The sequence below is a fragment of the Allochromatium humboldtianum genome (assembly GCF_013385175.1).
Classification (GTDB): Bacteria; Pseudomonadota; Gammaproteobacteria; order Chromatiales; family Chromatiaceae; genus Thermochromatium; species Thermochromatium humboldtianum.
Window position 1 is genome coordinate 30,668 of sequence record NZ_JABZEO010000017.1, and the last position, 16,223, is coordinate 46,890.

13 protein-coding genes and 1 pseudogene are annotated in these 16,223 nt (G+C 66.3%); 10 read left to right on the top strand and 4 right to left on the bottom strand.

Annotated features, from left to right (window positions below; all coding sequences use genetic code 11):
- Nucleotides 1-221 precede the first annotated feature (221 nt).
- From HW932_RS18215 to HW932_RS21920, 10 genes and pseudogenes are all read left to right on the top strand, one after another.
- Nucleotides 222-1,223, top strand: a complete 1,002-nt coding sequence (locus HW932_RS18215) for an AraC family transcriptional regulator (RefSeq protein ID WP_176977905.1) — start codon at nucleotides 222-224, stop codon at nucleotides 1,221-1,223.
- A 170-nt stretch (nucleotides 1,224-1,393) separates the two neighbouring features.
- On the top strand, nucleotides 1,394-1,711 hold the full coding sequence (locus HW932_RS18220; protein ID WP_176977906.1) for a hypothetical protein: 318 nt from the start codon (nucleotides 1,394-1,396) through the stop codon (nucleotides 1,709-1,711).
- An 88-nt stretch (nucleotides 1,712-1,799) separates the two neighbouring features.
- Complete coding sequence (locus HW932_RS18225) at nucleotides 1,800-2,612, top strand: DUF2092 domain-containing protein (protein WP_176977907.1); 813 nt, start codon at nucleotides 1,800-1,802, stop codon at nucleotides 2,610-2,612.
- Complete coding sequence (locus HW932_RS18230) at nucleotides 2,609-2,944, top strand: hypothetical protein (protein ID WP_176977882.1); 336 nt, start codon at nucleotides 2,609-2,611, stop codon at nucleotides 2,942-2,944. Before HW932_RS18225 ends, HW932_RS18230 begins: the two co-directional genes overlap by 4 nt.
- 16 nt (nucleotides 2,945-2,960) lie before the next feature.
- The gene (locus tag HW932_RS18235; RefSeq protein WP_176977908.1) at nucleotides 2,961-5,213 is read left to right on the top strand and encodes a patatin-like phospholipase family protein; all 2,253 of its coding nucleotides are present in this window, start codon (nucleotides 2,961-2,963) and stop codon (nucleotides 5,211-5,213) included.
- Nucleotides 5,214-5,256: 43 nt separating this feature from the next.
- A complete protein-coding gene (locus tag HW932_RS21915; RefSeq protein ID WP_246296925.1) occupies nucleotides 5,257-6,066 on the top strand; it encodes a transporter in 810 nt (269 codons plus the stop codon).
- Between the two features lie 139 nt (nucleotides 6,067-6,205).
- The gene (locus tag HW932_RS18245) at nucleotides 6,206-7,996 is read left to right on the top strand and encodes an arylsulfatase (protein ID WP_176977910.1); all 1,791 of its coding nucleotides are present in this window, start codon (nucleotides 6,206-6,208) and stop codon (nucleotides 7,994-7,996) included.
- A 44-nt stretch (nucleotides 7,997-8,040) separates the two neighbouring features.
- On the top strand, nucleotides 8,041-9,045 hold the full coding sequence (locus HW932_RS18250; protein ID WP_176977911.1) for a transporter: 1,005 nt from the start codon (nucleotides 8,041-8,043) through the stop codon (nucleotides 9,043-9,045).
- On the top strand, nucleotides 9,045-11,288 hold the full coding sequence (locus HW932_RS18255) for a tetratricopeptide repeat protein (RefSeq protein ID WP_176977912.1): 2,244 nt from the start codon (nucleotides 9,045-9,047) through the stop codon (nucleotides 11,286-11,288). The genes HW932_RS18250 and HW932_RS18255 overlap by 1 nt, the downstream gene beginning before the upstream one ends.
- Before the next feature lie 51 nt (nucleotides 11,289-11,339).
- A pseudogene (locus HW932_RS21920) lies at nucleotides 11,340-11,531 on the top strand (hypothetical protein); the annotation flags it as partial.
- Here HW932_RS21920 and HW932_RS18260 read toward each other — a convergent pair.
- The 4 genes from HW932_RS18260 to sucC form a co-directional block, all read right to left on the bottom strand.
- Nucleotides 11,500-12,327: a COG3904 family protein gene (locus tag HW932_RS18260; protein WP_343047412.1), complete on the bottom strand. Its 828-nt coding sequence runs from the start codon at nucleotides 12,325-12,327 to the stop codon at nucleotides 11,500-11,502. The pseudogene HW932_RS21920 and the gene HW932_RS18260 overlap by 32 nt on opposite strands.
- Nucleotides 12,328-12,359: 32 nt before the next feature.
- Nucleotides 12,360-13,964 (bottom strand): imidazole glycerol phosphate synthase subunit HisF, encoded by a 1,605-nt coding sequence (gene hisF, locus HW932_RS18265; RefSeq protein WP_176977914.1) that lies wholly within the window; start codon nucleotides 13,962-13,964, stop codon nucleotides 12,360-12,362.
- A gap of 62 nt (nucleotides 13,965-14,026) precedes the next feature.
- Entirely contained in the window at nucleotides 14,027-14,911 is an 885-nt protein-coding gene (sucD, locus tag HW932_RS18270; RefSeq protein WP_176977915.1) for a succinate--CoA ligase subunit alpha, read from the bottom strand.
- Complete coding sequence (sucC, locus tag HW932_RS18275; RefSeq protein WP_176977916.1) at nucleotides 14,908-16,116, bottom strand: ADP-forming succinate--CoA ligase subunit beta; 1,209 nt, start codon at nucleotides 16,114-16,116, stop codon at nucleotides 14,908-14,910. Before sucC ends, sucD begins: the two co-directional genes overlap by 4 nt.
- Between the last annotated feature and the right edge of the window lie 107 nt (nucleotides 16,117-16,223).

A 16,223-nucleotide genomic window follows, 5' to 3' on the forward strand; every position in this document is an offset into this window, starting at 1 on the left:
TGTGGAGCGGGGGAAGTTTACGGAATTATGATCTATTAAAATTGCAAATTATGTAAATCGTGAGTATTGAAACATGATCGAGCACTATCGATCCGTCTCTATGGCACATATTGTGAATTTTGATGCACTTTGGCTGTTTGTTGCGTCCCTTGGAATTCTGTGATCCCAGACCCCGCCGGTGGTCGACCGGCCTGGCTCTGGTGGACGACGGGGCGGTGCGCATGGCGCCGCTGTTGCGTCTGCCGTCACTGCTCGCGGCCATGGGTGTCGATCCGGACGAAGTGATCCGCGCGGGCGGCGCCGACCCGACCGCCTTCGACGATCCGGACAAGACTCTGCCCTTTCCGGTGCTGGGCCGCCTGCTCGAGCACTGCGCGCGGGCGACCGGCTGCCCGCATCTGGGCCTGGAGCTCGGGCGGCGCTCAGGGCTGGATGCGCTGGGCGGCCTGGGGGAGATCGCCCAGACCGCGCCGGATCTGGGCAGCGCCTTGCGGTTCTTCATCCTGCACCTGCATCTGCACGACCGCGGGGCCGTGCCCCTGCTCTGGGAACGCGGCGACCAAGCGATGCTCGGCTATGTCATCCATTGGCCGGACGTGCCGGGCACCGAGCAGATCTATGACGGCGCGGTGGCGATAATCCACAACATTCTCAAGTCACTGGCCGGTCCGGGCTGGCAACCCAGCGCCGTCTGGCTGCACCGTCCGCCGCCCGCGGACAAGGCGCCTTATCGCGACCATTTCCAGACCCGGTTGCATTTCGCGGCCCAATACGCCGCCGTGGGTTTCCGTGCCGAGGATCTCAGCCGACAGCTCCCCGGATCGGACGCGCGTGCCTATGCCGACGGACTGCGCGAGGTCGAGGCACTGACGGCCTTCCGCGACGTCGGTCTGCATGAGCACATTCAGCAGGTACTGCGTCGACTCCTAATCGCCGGTGCGCCGGCGAGCGAGCTCCGTCTGGAGCCGGTCGCGGCGCTCTTCGGCCTGCACAGCCGCACCCTCAATCGTCGGCTGCACGCCGAGGGCACGAGTTTCAAGGTGCTGCTCGACGAGACCCGCTACCGGATCGCCCGCCAACTGTTGCGCGACACGCAACTGCCCATGCAGGAGTTGGCAATCACGCTCGGCTATGCCGATGTCACCGCCTTCACCCGGGCCTTTCGTCGCTGGTCCGGGGCCCCCCCCGCCGCCTGGCGCTCCTCATGCCGGCGCGATACCTGAATCCGGCGCGTGTCTAGGGGCGCGAAAATGTCGTGAAATGTCAATCACGCATCCGGTCAATTCGACATAATCGGCGCGCCGAAGGCGATTGATCTTTGTCATGGCCCACCGGCAGCGCGCTTCAGGTTCGACGTCCAACCAACCACTCACTTCAGAGAGGAAGCCGACGGATGTTCAAGTCAAGGCTCAAGGCCGGTCTCATCGCCTCCGCCGCCCTGTTCGGCGGTCTGGTCGCGGAGATCGGGTTCGATGGCGGTTTTCTGGTTTCGGAGGCGCAGGCCGTGGTGGGTCGGCCCGCAACGGCGATGAGCTATGCCGGTGTCGCCCGCCGCACCACACGCCGCACCATCTACGCCACTTCCGTGTATCGCGCGACGCTCCCTGCCGGCTGCACCACTGTCATCATCGAGGGAACGACCCTGCATCGCTGCGGGGCCACCTACTATCAGCCATCGGGTAGCCGGTATGTGGTGGTGCAGGTTCAATAAGTCCCCGGATCGAGGGATCGCTGCACAAGACCACTCGCCCCATGATCGTTCTGATTCATTCGGACCCAACCCTCGGGAAATTCATGCCATGACGACATCCATCCCAAGCGTTCCAGCCCCTCGGCGCGCCCGCCTCGGCGCCGTCTCCCTGATCCTGGCGGCCTCACTGATCGGGACGGGTTCACTCGCCCAGGCCCGCGAAGGGGACGCCCAGGCCATCCTCAAGTCGATGACGGACTATGTGGGCAGCCAGACGAGCATTGAGTTCAGCTTCGACAGTTCCATCGAGGTTATCACCCCGGAACTGGAGAAGATCCAGTTCACCAACTCCGGCGGGGCGCTGTTGAGCCGACCCGATAAGCTGCGCGCCCATCGGACCGGCGGCTACGCGGACGTGGAGTTGGTCTTCGACGGCCAGACCGTGAGCGTGCTCGGCAAATCCCGCAACGTCTATGCCCAGTTCGATGGACCCGAGAGCGTCGATGCCCTGATCGAGGCGCTGCGCGCGGGCCAGGGCATCGCCCTGCCGGGCGCCGATCTGCTGCTGACGAATGCCTATGCGGTGCTGACCGACGGCATCCTGGAGGCCAAGCACATTGGTCGCGGCATCATCGACGGCGTGGAGTGCGAGCATCTGGCCTTCCGCAACCGCGACACCGACTGGCAGCTCTGGGTGGAAGTGGGCGAGCGGCCCATCCCGCGCAAGCTTGTGATCACCAGCAAGACCCTGAACAGCGCGCCTCAGTACACGCTACAGGTCAAGGACTGGAAGACCGGCGTCACCCCGGCGGCCGATGCCTTTGCCTTCACCCCGCCCAAAGACGCGCAGAAGCTCGAAGCTCATGAACTCATCGATCTCGACGAGCTGCCCCCGGACGCTGCCACTGGAGACGACCAATGACCCGCAAGTCACTGAAAAAACTGGCCATCCTCGCTCTGGCCACGGGTGGCTGGCTGCTCGATGGGTCGCTCGGCTCCGGGACTCATCTCAGCCTGATGGCCACGGCTGAAGCCGCCGTAGGCGCACCCGCGACACCTGTGAGCTATGCAGGCGTGGCGCGCCGCACCACGGCTCGGGCGGTGACGCCCGGTGTCGGGGCCGGCGGTGTGGGCGGACCCGCCTCAGGTGTCGGGGTGCTGCCCGGAGCGGGCGCCGGCAAGGCCGGGGTCGGCTACAGCGGCGGTGTCGGACGCAACCTGGGCGGCCCCGTGAATCGGGTCGGCGTCCGCTGATCTTCGGAGACCATTCATGCTCCAAAGGCCCCTGATCGTCGTCGTCCTCGCCGTCGCCGGCTGGCTCTGTAACGGCGCGATCGGCGTCGGCGCGCCGGCCGGACTGATGGCGAGCGCCGACGCCGCCCCCGCCGCCCAGCGCCCACGGATCGGTTTGGCCCTGAGTGGCGGCGGCGCGCGTGGCGCGGCCCATGTCGGCGTGCTCAGGGTGCTGGAGGAGCTGAAGATTCCGGTGGACTACATCGCTGGAACCAGCATGGGTTCCATCGTCGGCGCCCTCTATGCCTCGGGCATGACCCCGGACGAGATCGCCCAAGCCCTGCAGGAAGTGGACTGGGACGAGGTGTTCACCGACGCCACCCCGCGCGACGAACGGACCTTTCGTCGCAAGCAGGACGATAAGCTGAATCTGATCAAGCACAAACCCGGCCTCAAGGATGGCGAGGTGCGGCTGCCGATGGCGCTGGTCGAGGGCCAGAAATTCGACCTGGTACTGCGCCGGCTGCTGCTGCCGGTGTCCGAGGTGCGCGACTTCGACCGGTTGCGCATCCCTTATCGGGCGGTGGCGACCGATATCGCCACCGGCCACGAAGTCGTGCTCAAGCGCGGCGATCTCGCCCAAGCCGTCCGGGCCAGCATGGCGGTTCCCGGCGCCTTCGCGGCGGTGGACATCGACGGACGGACCCTGGTCGACGGTGGCATGGCCAACAACCTGCCGATCAGCGTAGTGCGCGAGATGGGCGCCGACATCGTCATCGCCGTCGACATCAGCACCCCGCTGCTCACCCGCGAAGACATCAAATCGGTGCTCGGCGTGGTCGAGCAGCTCACCGGCTTTCTCACCCGTGGCAACACGGAACGCCAGATCGCGTCCCTGACCCAGCGGGATCTGCTGATCGTGCCGCCGCTCGATGAGGCCGGGATCGGTAGCGGCGACTTCAAACGCTCTGCCGAGGCGATCGCCATCGGCGAACGGGCCGCCCGCGACCATATGCACAGGCTGGCGGGCCTGGGTGTGTCGCCGGACGCCTATGCCCGCTACCTTGCCGCCCACCCCAACCCGAGACAGGGCGCCGCGCCCGTGGAGCGTCTGGCGTTCGTCGAGATCGAGAACAATTCGTCGATCAGCGATGCCGTGATCGAGGCCCAGTTCGATGTGCGGCCGGGCGATCCGCTGGACGTCGATCGTCTGGAGGCCGGCATCGCGCGCGCCTATGGCCTGGGCCATTTCGAGAAGATCGGCTATCGGCTGGAGGAGCGCGACGGGCGGCATGGCGTGGTGGTGCGGGCTCAGGAGAAATCCTGGGGCACCAGCTCGCTGCAGACGGGACTGCAACTCTATACCAGTTTCGGCGACGGATCGGATTTCAACCTCGGCGGCGCCGTCACCCTGACCCCCTTCGGCGCCAATGCCGGCGAGTGGCGCACCTTCGTCAGTCTGGGCGAGGAGCAGCAGTTCATCACCGAGGTCTACTATCCGCTGGATCCGGCTCAGACATGGTTCGTGGGCGGCGATCTGGGGTATGAGTCCAGACTGTTCCGCCTGTTCGATCAGGATCAGGACCGAGCGTTGGCCGAATACGACACCAGTCGTCTCGGCGCCCGTCTGAGGTTCGGACGCAATTTCGACACCTGGGGCCGGTTGCACCTGATGTACGACCGGGCGGTCGGGGACGCCGAGGTCACTGTCGGCGCCCCGGATCTGGTCGATTACGACTTCGATGTGGGCCGGCTCAGCCTGCTCGGCGCCATCGATACCTACGACAACTACTATTTCCCCAGCCGCGGCTCACTGGGTAGCTTGTCCCTGACCAGCTCGCGCGAAAGCCTGGGCGCCAGTTCCGACTACGATCAGGTGCTGTTCAACTACAGTGCGGTCATGAGCCGGGGCCGACATGCCCTGCAGGGCGGCGTCACCCTGGCCACGACCCTGGACGAAGATGCGCCGGTGGAGGCGCTGTTCCAGCTCGGCGGCTTCATGCGACTGTCCGGGCTCGAACGCAACGCCCTGAGCGGTCAGCATCTGGGACTGCTGCGCGGCCTGTACCGCTACCGGCTCAACGATGTGCTGGTGCCCGTCTATGCCGGCGCCTCACTGGAACTGGGCAATACCTGGGATCGGCGCGATGCGATCGAATTCACCGACGCCCGTTTGGCCGGCAGCCTCTTCCTGGCGGCGGACACCCCGCTGGGGCCGCTCTTTCTCGGTTACGGCAACACGGAAGGCCGCGATCAGGCCATCTATCTGATGCTGGGGCCGCTCTGGTAATCCGCGATTCAAAGATTCAAACCGACGAGTCATCACCATGCCGATGAGATGTAACAGATCGCTGTGCCTGCCGGTGTCGCTCGCCGCCGCGCTGATGCTTCCAACCTGGGTCCAGGCCGATGAGGCGGCGGATCTGGCCAAGCAGTTGGCCAACCCCATCGCCTCCTTGATCAGTGTGCCGCTGCAATACAACACCGACACCTATGGCGGGTTCAATGACGGGGCCACCAGCGACCGGCTGGTGATCCAGCCGGTTATCCCGTTCGCGTTGAACGAGGACTGGAATCTGATCACGCGCACCATCGTACCGCTCGTCGAGCAACGCGGTTTCCCGGTCGAGGCGCTGAACGAGTCGGGCCTTGGCGACAGCACCCTCAGTCTGTTCTTTTCGCCGAAGGCGCCGACCGCGAGCGGCTGGATCTGGGGTGCGGGGCCGGTGATGCTGCTGCCGACAGCGACCGAAGAGGTGCTGGGCACCGAGCAATGGGGTCTCGGGCCGACCGGCGTGGTTCTGAAGCAGACGGGGCCATGGACGTTCGGTCTGCTGGCCAACCATCTCTGGTCCCTGGCCGGTGCGGACGACCGCGACGCGGTCAATGCCACCTATCTCCAGCCGTTTCTGAGCTATACCACCCACACCCAGACGACCCTGGGCCTGGTCTCGGAATCCACCTACGACTGGGAACGCGACCAATGGTCGGTCTCGGTGATTCCGCAGGTCGGACAACTGTTCAAGCTGGGTCCGCAGATCCTTCAGCTCGCGGTCGGCGCGAAGTATTGGGCCGAGGCCCCGGAGAACGGCCCCGAGGGCTGGGGTCTGCGGGTGCAGCTGACCCTGCTGTTCCCGCAATAGACCGACGAAGAGGCGCGTTACAATGCAGAATGCTGTTGATGTCCCGATCACGACAGGAGCACAAGCCGTGAGACAACACTTGATTGACGGCGGAAGCCGCACCGAAAGACAGGACACAAGGCTCCTGTCTCGTCAACCGATGCTCCGGTTGTTGGGCCTGTTCGCGCTCGCCGGACTCCTGGCCGCCTGGAGCCTCCCGCCCGACGCCCTGGCGGCGGACACGACGCGCCGCCCGAACATCGTTGTCATCCTCGGCGACGACCTGGGCTTCTCCGACATGGGTTCCTTCGGCGGCGAGATCCGCACGCCAAGCCTCGACGCGCTGGCCAACGAAGGGGTGCGCTTCACCAACTTCTATACGAACGCGACCTGCTCGCCCACCCGCTCGACGCTGTTGAGCGGCGTGGATACCCATCAGAACGGTCTGGGTAACATGGACGAGTGGACCGCGCCCAACCAGCGCGGTGTGCCGGGTTACGAGGGCTATCTCAATGATCGCGTGGCCACGCTGCCGCAGTTGCTGCGCGACGTCGGTTATCACACCTACATGGTCGGCAAGTGGCATCTGGGCAAACAGCCGGATCAGATCCCGGCCGCGCGCGGCTTCGAGCGCGACTTCTCGCTGCTCGACGGCGGCGGCAGTTACTGGGACATGACGAACATCACCGGCGCCGCGCCCAAGTCGGTCTTCACCGAGGACGGGCGTTATCTCACCAAGCTGCCCAAGGACTACTACGCCACCAAGACTTACACCGACAAGCTGATCGGCTTCATCGATGCCAACCGGGCCGACGGCAAGCCATTCTTCGCCTATGTCGCCCATCAGGCGCCTCACGATCCCTTCCATCTGCCCAAGGAGTGGCGCAAGCGCCATGTGGGCGAGTACGACCAGGGCTGGGATGCGGTGCGGCAGGCGCGGCTCAAGCGTCAGATCGACCTTGGCATCATGCCCGCAGGCACCCAGCTCGCCGAGCGCATGTGGTTCATCCCCGATCCCATCACGCTCGCCCCGGCGGCTCGGGCGCTGTCCGGCAAGAAGATGGAACTCTATGCCGGCATGGTGGAAAACCTGGACTTTCATGTCGGTCGGCTCATCGACCATCTGAAAAAGATCGGCGAATACGACAACACGATCTTCATCGTCTTCGGCGACAACGGCGCCGAGGGGACCGATCTGTTCCAGATGATCGCGGGCAATCCGGGGGCGCGCGACTTCCTGTTCGCCGCCATCAAATGGTCGCAGACCCATCCCAACGCCTGGGGCGACCCCGGCTCCTATGTCGGCTATGGCCCGATGTGGGCGCAGGTCTCCATGACCCCCTTCAGCCAATACAAGGGCTGGGCCGCGGAAGGCGGTATTCGCAACGCCCTCATCGTCAGCGGCCCGGTGGTCGAGCGACCGGCGGGGAGCATCAATCACGGACTCATGCATGTGGCCGACATCATGCCGACGCTGCTGGAGGTGGCCGGCGCTCGCTATCCCAAACAGCTCAACGGCCGCGACTTGCCGCCGCTCATCGGCAAATCCTGGCTGCCGGTGCTGAGTGGACGCGCTGAGTCGCCGCGCACCGCACGCGACACCCTGGCCTGGGAGAATTTCGGCAACCACGCCCTGCGTCAGGGCGACTGGAAGCTGCGCTGGCAGCACAAGCCCTTCGGCACCGGCGACTGGGAACTCTTCGATCTGGCCAACGACCCCGCCGAGCGGCATGATCTCGCCGCCAAGCGTGCCGACAAGCTCAAGGCGCTGCTGGCGCTCTGGGACGACTATGTGCGCCGGCACAACGTGATTCTGCCCGACCGCTCCATGTTCGAGACCCTGGACGACACCCTGCCGATGCGCGTCCCGGACGATGCCGGCTATCCGCCGCTGATCTACAAGCGCCAGTTCGTGGCGCCCGAGGATCTGCTGGCCGATCCCAAGCCCTAAGCTTTGAGCTTTTCTCCCCTAACGACAGACTAGAGAGAGCCTTCATGCACGAGGACACAGATTCGATGACGCGCGCCGGCGGGGCGCGCCTGCCGGCCGCCGCACTGCTTGCCCTGAGCGCGCTCGGCCCGCTCGCCGTCCAGGCGCAGACCCCGGCGCGCTTCTATCTCGACACCCTGTCCGGCTCCACGGCCGTGCCGCTGATCGTCGAGTCGATCAACGGCAACACCAACCCCTTCGATCCGGCCCATACCGTCACGCCGGGCGCGGACTTCGACGCCACCCTGGCGATGGTCGGCTATGGCCACACCTTCTCGCTGTTCGACCGCTCGGCGCTGGCCGCCATCTTCCTGCCGATGGGGCGGATCTCGGGCGATGTCAGCCTGAACGGGCGTACCTTCAATCAATCGGCCAGCGGCTTCGGCGATCCGACGCTCGAGTTCGCCATCAACCTCATCGGCCCGTCGGCGCAGAAGGATATCCCCGACGCGATGCGCTACGAGCCGGGCTTCGCGCTCCACCTGCTCGCCGATCTGGCCCTGCCGATCGGCGAGTACGACAACGACCAGACGCTGAACATCGGCATGAATCGCTGGTACGGGCGCGTGGCGCTGCCGATGACCTGGCAGCTCGGCGCCTGGGTGCCGGGTCGGCGCACCACGCTGGAGCTGCTGCCGTCGGTCTGGCTGTTTGGCGAGAACAGCGATTATGTCGGGCAGACCCTGGAGACCGAGCCCATGTTCCAGCTCGACGCCCACCTGACACGCGACTTCACCGAGCATCTCTGGGGCTCGCTCGACGCGGTCTGGCTCAACGGCGGCGCGGCGACCATCGACGGTGTGAAGGGGGATGCAAACGACACCTTCGGCCTTGGCTTCACCCTCGGCTACAGCATCAAAGAGAACTTGCAACTCACCTTCGGCTACAAGTCCACGCTCAACGACAGCAACCCCGGCGACATGCAGATGGACAGCTTCAATCTCTCGCTGGTCTTCGGCTGGCATCCGCTGATCGAGGGTTCGCGACGGTTGAAGGAAAACCAGCAGTAATGACGCTGGTACTGGCGTTGGGGCTGGCGTCATGGCTGGCGTGGATGCCGGTCCAGGCGGCGGACGGAGACCGCGCAGCCAGTCCGTCCGCTGTCGCTGATTCGGCCGAACCCGCCTATGTCGGCGCTCAGGTCTGCGCCGAGTGCCATTCCCAAGAAGCTGCGCGCTGGAGTGGCTCCTATCACGATCAGGCGATGGCCGAGGCCGGTGAGCAAACCGTCCTGGGCGACTTCAACGACGCCGCCTTCACCGCGCATGGCCTGACCTCGCGCTTCTTCCGCCGGGACGGACGCTACTGGGTCGAAACGGAAGGTCCGGGCGGCGCGCCCGAGACCTATCCGATCCGCTATACCTTCGGTCGGCGACCGCTCCAGCAGTATCTGATCGAATTCCCCGGCGGGCGGCTCCAGAGTCTGGGGATCGCCTGGGACAGCCGCGACCGTGAGGACGGCGGTCAGCGCTGGTTCCAGCTCTATCCGGACGAACGCCTCGACGCGACCCATCCACTGCACTGGACCGGCCGCGAGCAGAACTGGAACTATCAGTGCGCCGAGTGCCATTCGACCAATCTGCGCAAGGGCTATGACCTGGCCACCGACAGCTTCCGGACCACCTGGTCTGAGATCAATGTCGCCTGCGAAGCCTGTCACGGGCCGGGCGCGCGCCATGTCGCACAGGTGCGCTCGGATCGGGGCGACGGCACGCCGGCCTGGGACCGAGACAAGGGGCTGACGGTCGCGCTCGACGAGCAAAAAGGCGCGGTCTGGCTCCAGGATGACGCGACTGGCCGTCCCAGACGCTCGCCCGCGCGCGAGACGCATCGCGAACTCAACGTCTGCGCTCGCTGTCACTCACGACGGGGCTTGCTCCGCGAGGGCGTAACACCGGACGCACCGCTCGGCGACAGCCATCGACTCGCCCTACTCGACACCGGCCTCTATCACGCCGACGGCCAGATCCAGGGCGAGGTCTACGAATACGGCTCCTTCCTCCAAAGCCGGATGTACCAGCACGGCGTGACCTGCACCGACTGTCACGACCCGCACAGTCTGACCCTCAAGGCCCCCGGCGACCGGGTCTGCGCTCAGTGCCATCAGCCGGAGCGTTACGACACGGAGCGCCATCACCATCATCCCGTTGGCTCCGAGGGCGCCTCCTGTATCGCCTGCCACATGCCGCAGACGCTCTACATGGTGGTCGACGCGCGCGCCGATCACAGCCTGCGCATTCCCCGCCCGGATCTGACACGCAAGATCGGCACACCCAACGTCTGCAACGGCTGTCATGCCGACCGAACGGTCGACTGGGCCGAGCAGACGACCCTGGACTGGTACGGCGCCGCCATCAGCCGGCGCCCGCATTTCGGCGAGGCCCTCCAGGCCGGACGCACCGGCGCGCCTGATGCCGACGCCCGACTTCTGACCTTAGCGACGGATGCCGATCAACCGAACATCGCCCGCGCGACGGCGCTGAGTCTGCTGAACGGTCCGCTGGATGCCGCACGGTTGGAGCGTCTCCACCCGTTGCTGAAAGATCCGGACGACCTGGTGCGCGCGGCGGCCCTGGGCGTTCTGGATCAGACCGACCCAGGCACCCGGATGGAACTGGCGTGGCCGCGGCTGGAGGATGCCGTGCTGGCGGTGCGCGTCGAGGCGGCGCGGATCCTGGCGCCCCTGGCCGGTGTCGAGCTGACCGAGGATGTGCGGGCGCGCTTGGCGCAGGGGCTGGATGAGTATCGCGCGACCCAGCTCGCCAACGCCGAGCGCCCCGAGTCGCATCTCAACCTCGGTTTGCTCGATAGCGCCCTGGGACAGCCAGAGGCCGCAGAACAGGCGTATCGCACCGCGCTGCGGCTCGATCCGAACTTTGCGCCCGCTTATGTCAATCTCGCCGATCTCTACCGTGCGCTGGGGCGGGACACCGACGGCGAGGTCGTACTCCAGCAGGGGCTGGAGCGCCTGCCGGACGCGGCCAGTCTCCATCACGCGCTCGGGTTGCTACGAGTCCGCCAGGGGCAGCTCCCGGCGGCGGTCGAATCGCTTGGACAGGCCGTCCGGCTGGCGCCCGAGAACGCGCGCTACGCCTATGTTCAGGCTCTGGCGCTGGAGCGCGCCGGACAATCCGCCGAGGCCATCGCCGCACTGCGAGCGGCGCTCGAGCGGCATCCCAATGACCGCGACATCCTGGCCGCGATCCGCCATATCGAGCGCGCAAGCGGTGATCGGGAGCGGCTATCGCACTGATCCATGTCGCTCTCTGTGACCTGGACTCCGACCGGCGAGCGCTCTGTTCAGGTCTACAACCAACACATTCCGCAGAAAGCCCTTGGCCACATCGCCCCCATTCAGGCACTCAAGGACTGGCGTGACAAACGCCCAGAACTCTTCAAAGAACGTGTCTGCAATCTCCGGGGAATTGACAGCGACGGCGTCCGGTATGGTGTTTTTCATCAGGCTATTGCTCGAATCCCTCCACGATGCCGGTGATGAGCCGGGCATCCAGGGCTTCGGAGAGCGAAATGATGAGGACACGGTTGTTGGGCACGGTCGCGGCGGCGATGGCGACATCGGCGTCGACGCCCATCTCGCGCAGATAGAGGAAGGCATCGGCCACATAGAGCTGCCCACCCTCATGACTGCTGTAGCGCTGCGGAACCTTGCTCTGATGGACGCCGATACGCGCGTTCTGGGTGGCGTAACGCTCGACCCCGCCGGCCAGCACATCGATACAGGCCGAGGCGCAATAGTCGTCGACGGCGGTACGCAGGCCGTTGGCGCGCAGGTAACGCCCGAGCTTGCGCGCCTCGTCGACCGAGCCGCCTGGGCTGTTGATGACCAGCCCGATCGCCTTGCGCAGACGCAGCTCGGTGATGGTGCGCTGGGCGAACCCAGGCGTGATCTCCACGCCATCGATGCGCAGCCAGGCGGTGCGCAGGGTGCCGTCGGACTCGAAACGCACCAGGGCGGGCGAGGTGCCGGTCAACTCGGCCAGCCGGTCGCAGGACTCCATGGCGCGCGCGATCAGATCGGACGGACGCTGCTCGTAGTCCTTGACCATGCGATTGGCGCGCTCGACGATGGCGGTGATCGATAGGTGGTATTTATCAGCGGCAATGATGACGGTCGCGTCCGTGGCCGCCACGTCGTTGGTCTGACCCACGCGCAGCAGATGACAGGAGGCGATGGTCGTCAGCAGCGTCTCCCGATCCGGCGGCGTCGCGGTGTCGTCGGGCCGCGCGCCGGGGACACAGCCGGTCAGCATCAGCCCTGTCAGTACGATCACGACCAACCATCCGACCGGTTTCACCATGTCCATCAACTCCGAATCTCGATCCCCTGATCGCGCAGATAGGACTTGACCGCCTGGATCGGCACTTCGCGGCGGTGGAAGATGCCGGCGGCGAGCGCCGCCTCGACGCCGGTGGCGGCGAAGACCTCGGCGAAGTGCTCGACACAGCCGGCGCCGCTGGAGGCGATGACCGGAATGCCGACGGCGGCACGGACCTGACCGATCAGCTCCAGATCGAAGCCGGCGCCCGTGCCGTCGCGGTCGATGGAATTGAGCAGGATCTCGCCGGCGCCCAGAGCCTCGCAGGCGCGCGCCAGCTCGACCACGTCGACGTCGCGTCCCTCGCGTCCGCCCTTGACGGTGCACTGGAACCAGCAGTAGCGCTCGCCGTTGGGTCCGGGCGTGGCCGTCTCCACGACGGCGTGACGGGTGGCTTCGGGCGAGTCGACATAGACCCGGCGCGGATCGATGGAGATGACCACCGCCTGATTGCCGTAGACGGCGGCGATCTGCTCGATGGCCGTCGAGCCGTCTTTCACGCCGCCGCGCGCCAGATAGTCTTCCACCGCCGCGACCGCGTCCGAGCCGATCGAGACCTTGTCGGCGCCAGAGCGGAAATAGGCGTGCGCCACGTCGAGCGCCGAGTAATGACGCCCGTCGGCATCGGTGAAGGCGCGGATGCCGCCGCCGATGGTCAGAGGCACGAAGACGCGCTCCGAGGCGAGTTTCAAGACTTCCAGCATCGGCTGATCGGCGAGCGGAAAGTCGCGAAAGGCCGTGATGTTGAGGAAGGTGACTTCGTCGGCGCCCTCGTCGAAATAGCGCGCGGCCAGTTCGACCGGCTTGCCCAGGTTGCGCACGTCGCGGTCGCCGGACTTCTCGCGCACGTCGTATTGATCGCCCTTGGTGACGACCAGATCGCCCTGATCGTTGGCGCGCACGTCGAGACAGGCGACGATGCGCTTGGCGAAGCGCGTCTGTTCGTCGGCTGCACGAGGAACCGCGATCGAGGAACCGGCCGCTTCGTCTGCGGCGAGGAAATGGCGCAGCAGCGCCAGCCCCGCCGCCCCGCTCTTCTCCGGATGGAACTGGACGGCGGCCACGGCGCCGCGCTGCACCGCACTCAGGAACGGCTGACCATAGTCGGTGATGGCGAGCTGCCAGTCGGCGTTCTCCGCGCTCGGCACGGCGTGGTAGGAGTGGACGAAATAGAACTTCTCATCCGCGTACTGGGCGAACAGCGACGAGGGCCGCTCCAACCGCACCGAGTTCCAGCCCATGTGCGGCACCGACAGCCCCTGCCCGGCGAAGCGACGGATCTGGCCGGGGATGACGCCCAGACCTGGCACGCCCGGCGATTCCTCGCTGCCTTCGAACAGGGTCTGGAGTCCGACACAGATGGCCAGGAAGGGTCGGTCGGCGGCCAGATATTCCTTGAGCGGTTCGACATAGCCCAGACGGTGCAACCGCTCCATGGCCGCCCCGAAGGCCCCGACGCCCGGAAAGATCAGGCGCTCGGCCTTGAGGATGTCCTCGGGGCGCTCGATCTCGGTGAGTTCGAAGCCGAGGGCGTGAATGGCGTTGCGCAGACTGCGGACGTTGCCCGCGCCATAGTCCAGGAGCGAAATCATAGTCGATGCAATTCCGGGGGAGCTGTTACAGGGTTGAGATCGAGGAGCTTCGGCCTAGGATATCACCGTCCGGGACTGGCTCTCAGCCTCTCGGCCAGACGTGCGCCCATCTGGGCCGGTGAGCGCACGGTCAGCACGCCGGCCGCCTCCAGCGCCGCATACTTGCCCTCGGCCGTGCCCGCGCCGCCGGTGACGATGGCGCCCGCATGTCCCATGCGCTTGCCCGCCGGCGCCGTGACACCGGCGATATAGGCCACCACCGGCTTGCTGATCTCGGTCCGGATGACCTCGGCGGCCGCCTCCTCGGCCTCGCCGCCGATCTCGCCGACCAGGATGATGCCCTCGGTCTGGGGATCGCGCTCGAACAGGCGCAGACAGTCGATGAAATCCAATCCATGGATCGGATCGCCGCCGATGCCGACACAGGTGCTCTGGCCCAGACCGGCCTGGGTGGTCTGATAGACCGCCTCATAGGTCAGGGTGCCCGAGCGCGAGACGATGCCGACCCGCCCCGACTGGTGGATGTGGCCCGGCATGATGCCGATCTTGCATGCGCCCGGAGTGATGACACCCGGACAGTTAGGACCGATCAGCACCGCTTCCGTCCCGGCGAGCGCCGCCTTGACCCGCAGCATGTCGAGCACCGGAATACCCTCGGTGATGCAGACGATGACCCGGATTCCGGCATCGGCCGCTTCCAGGATGGCATCGGCGGCAAAGCGCGCCGGCACATAGATCATGCTGGCATCCGCGCCCGTTTCGCGCACCGCATCGCTCACGGTATCGAACACCGGCCGGTCGAGATGGCGCTGTCCGCCCTTGCCGGGCGTCACGCCGCCGACCAGGTTGGTGCCATAGGCGATGGCCTGCTCGCTGTGGAACGTCCCCTGCTTGCCGGTGAAGCCCTGACAGATGACGCGCGTCTTGGCGTCGACCAGGATGCTCATGCGCGGCCCTCCCCTTGCACGATGTTCGATGATGCGCCGCTGCCACGCCGCGCGGCTTCGACCGCCAGCGTCGCGGCCGCGTCGAGTTCGCTGGCCGTCTCCAGCGCCAGACCGCTGTCGGCGAGCAGTTGCAGCCCCTGGGGCGCATTGGTGCCTTCCAGGCGCACCACGATCGGCACCGAGACCCCGACCTCGCGCACCGCCTGGATGATGCCCTCGGCGATCAGGTCGCAGCGCACGATGCCGCCGAAGATGTTGACCAGGATGGAGGCGACCTTGGGGTCGGAGAGAATCAGCTTGAACGCCTCGGCCACGCGCGCCGCCGTCGCCCCGCCGCCGACATCAAGGAAGTTGGCCGGCCGTCCGCCCTGGAGCTTGATCAGATCCATGGTCGCCATCGCCAGCCCGGCCCCATTGACCATACAGCCGATGTTGCCGTCGAGACTGATGTAGTTGAGATCGTGCGCCCGCGCCGCCGCCTCGCGCGGGTCTTCCTGACTCGGGTCGCGCAGCGCGGCGAGTGCCGGATGACGCATGAGCGCGTTGTCGTCGAGCGTGATCTTGGCATCGAGCGCCAGCAGCTCGCCGGTGTCGGTGACGACCAGCGGATTGATCTCGATCAGACTGGCGTCCGTGTCGACGAAGAGCCGATAGAGTCCATCCATCAGCGTGCCGAGCGCCTGGATCTGGGCCTCGTCCAGGCCCAGCCCGAAGCCGAGCCGACGCGCCTTGTAAGGCTGGAAGCCGACCACCGGATGCATCTGAACCCTGAGGATTCGCTCGGGCGTCTCGGCCGCCACCGTCTCGATGTCCATGCCGCCGGCCGCCGAGGCGACGAACAGCAACCGCTCGCTGGCACGATCGACCAGCAGGCTCAGATAGAGTTCGCGCTCGATCGTCGTCGGGCGCTCGATCAGGACCGAGCCGACCGGCAGCCCGTCCGGCCCGCTCTGGAGCGTGACGAGCCGCGAGCCGAGCAGACGGCGCGTCTCGCACTCGGCCTGCTCGGGACTGTCGACCAGCACCACGCCCCCAGCCTTGCCGCGACCGCCACTGTGGATCTGGGCCTTGACCGCCCAGCGCGTACCGCCGAGCTGGGTGCAGGCCTCGCGCACCGCCTCGGGACGCTCGACCAGGACTCCATCCGGGACCGCGAGTCCGCGCTCCCGCAACAACTGTTTGGCTTGAAATTCGTGTAGGTTCATTCGGCTCGACCGTGAATGAGGCGCGCGATCCCCGGAGGCGATCGGCGAAACGGCTGGGTCGGCGCATAATACAATCGAATGCCCGTCGCGTCTGGCGGGTCTGGTCT

Coding starts and splice junctions, on each gene's coding strand:
- HW932_RS18215 (WP_176977905.1), top strand. CDS start 222: ATGGCGCCGCTGTTGCGTCTGCCGTCACTGCTCGCGGCCATGGGTGTC.
- HW932_RS18220 (WP_176977906.1), top strand. CDS start 1,394: ATGTTCAAGTCAAGGCTCAAGGCCGGTCTCATCGCCTCCGCCGCCCTG.
- HW932_RS18225 (WP_176977907.1), top strand. CDS start 1,800: ATGACGACATCCATCCCAAGCGTTCCAGCCCCTCGGCGCGCCCGCCTC.
- HW932_RS18230 (WP_176977882.1), top strand. CDS start 2,609: ATGACCCGCAAGTCACTGAAAAAACTGGCCATCCTCGCTCTGGCCACG.
- HW932_RS18235 (WP_176977908.1), top strand. CDS start 2,961: ATGCTCCAAAGGCCCCTGATCGTCGTCGTCCTCGCCGTCGCCGGCTGG.
- HW932_RS21915 (WP_246296925.1), top strand. CDS start 5,257: ATGAGATGTAACAGATCGCTGTGCCTGCCGGTGTCGCTCGCCGCCGCG.
- HW932_RS18245 (WP_176977910.1), top strand. CDS start 6,206: ATGCTCCGGTTGTTGGGCCTGTTCGCGCTCGCCGGACTCCTGGCCGCC.
- HW932_RS18250 (WP_176977911.1), top strand. CDS start 8,041: ATGCACGAGGACACAGATTCGATGACGCGCGCCGGCGGGGCGCGCCTG.
- HW932_RS18255 (WP_176977912.1), top strand. CDS start 9,045: ATGACGCTGGTACTGGCGTTGGGGCTGGCGTCATGGCTGGCGTGGATG.
- hisF (WP_176977914.1), bottom strand. CDS start 13,964: ATGATTTCGCTCCTGGACTATGGCGCGGGCAACGTCCGCAGTCTGCGC.
- sucD (WP_176977915.1), bottom strand. CDS start 14,911: ATGAGCATCCTGGTCGACGCCAAGACGCGCGTCATCTGTCAGGGCTTC.
- sucC (WP_176977916.1), bottom strand. CDS start 16,116: ATGAACCTACACGAATTTCAAGCCAAACAGTTGTTGCGGGAGCGCGGA.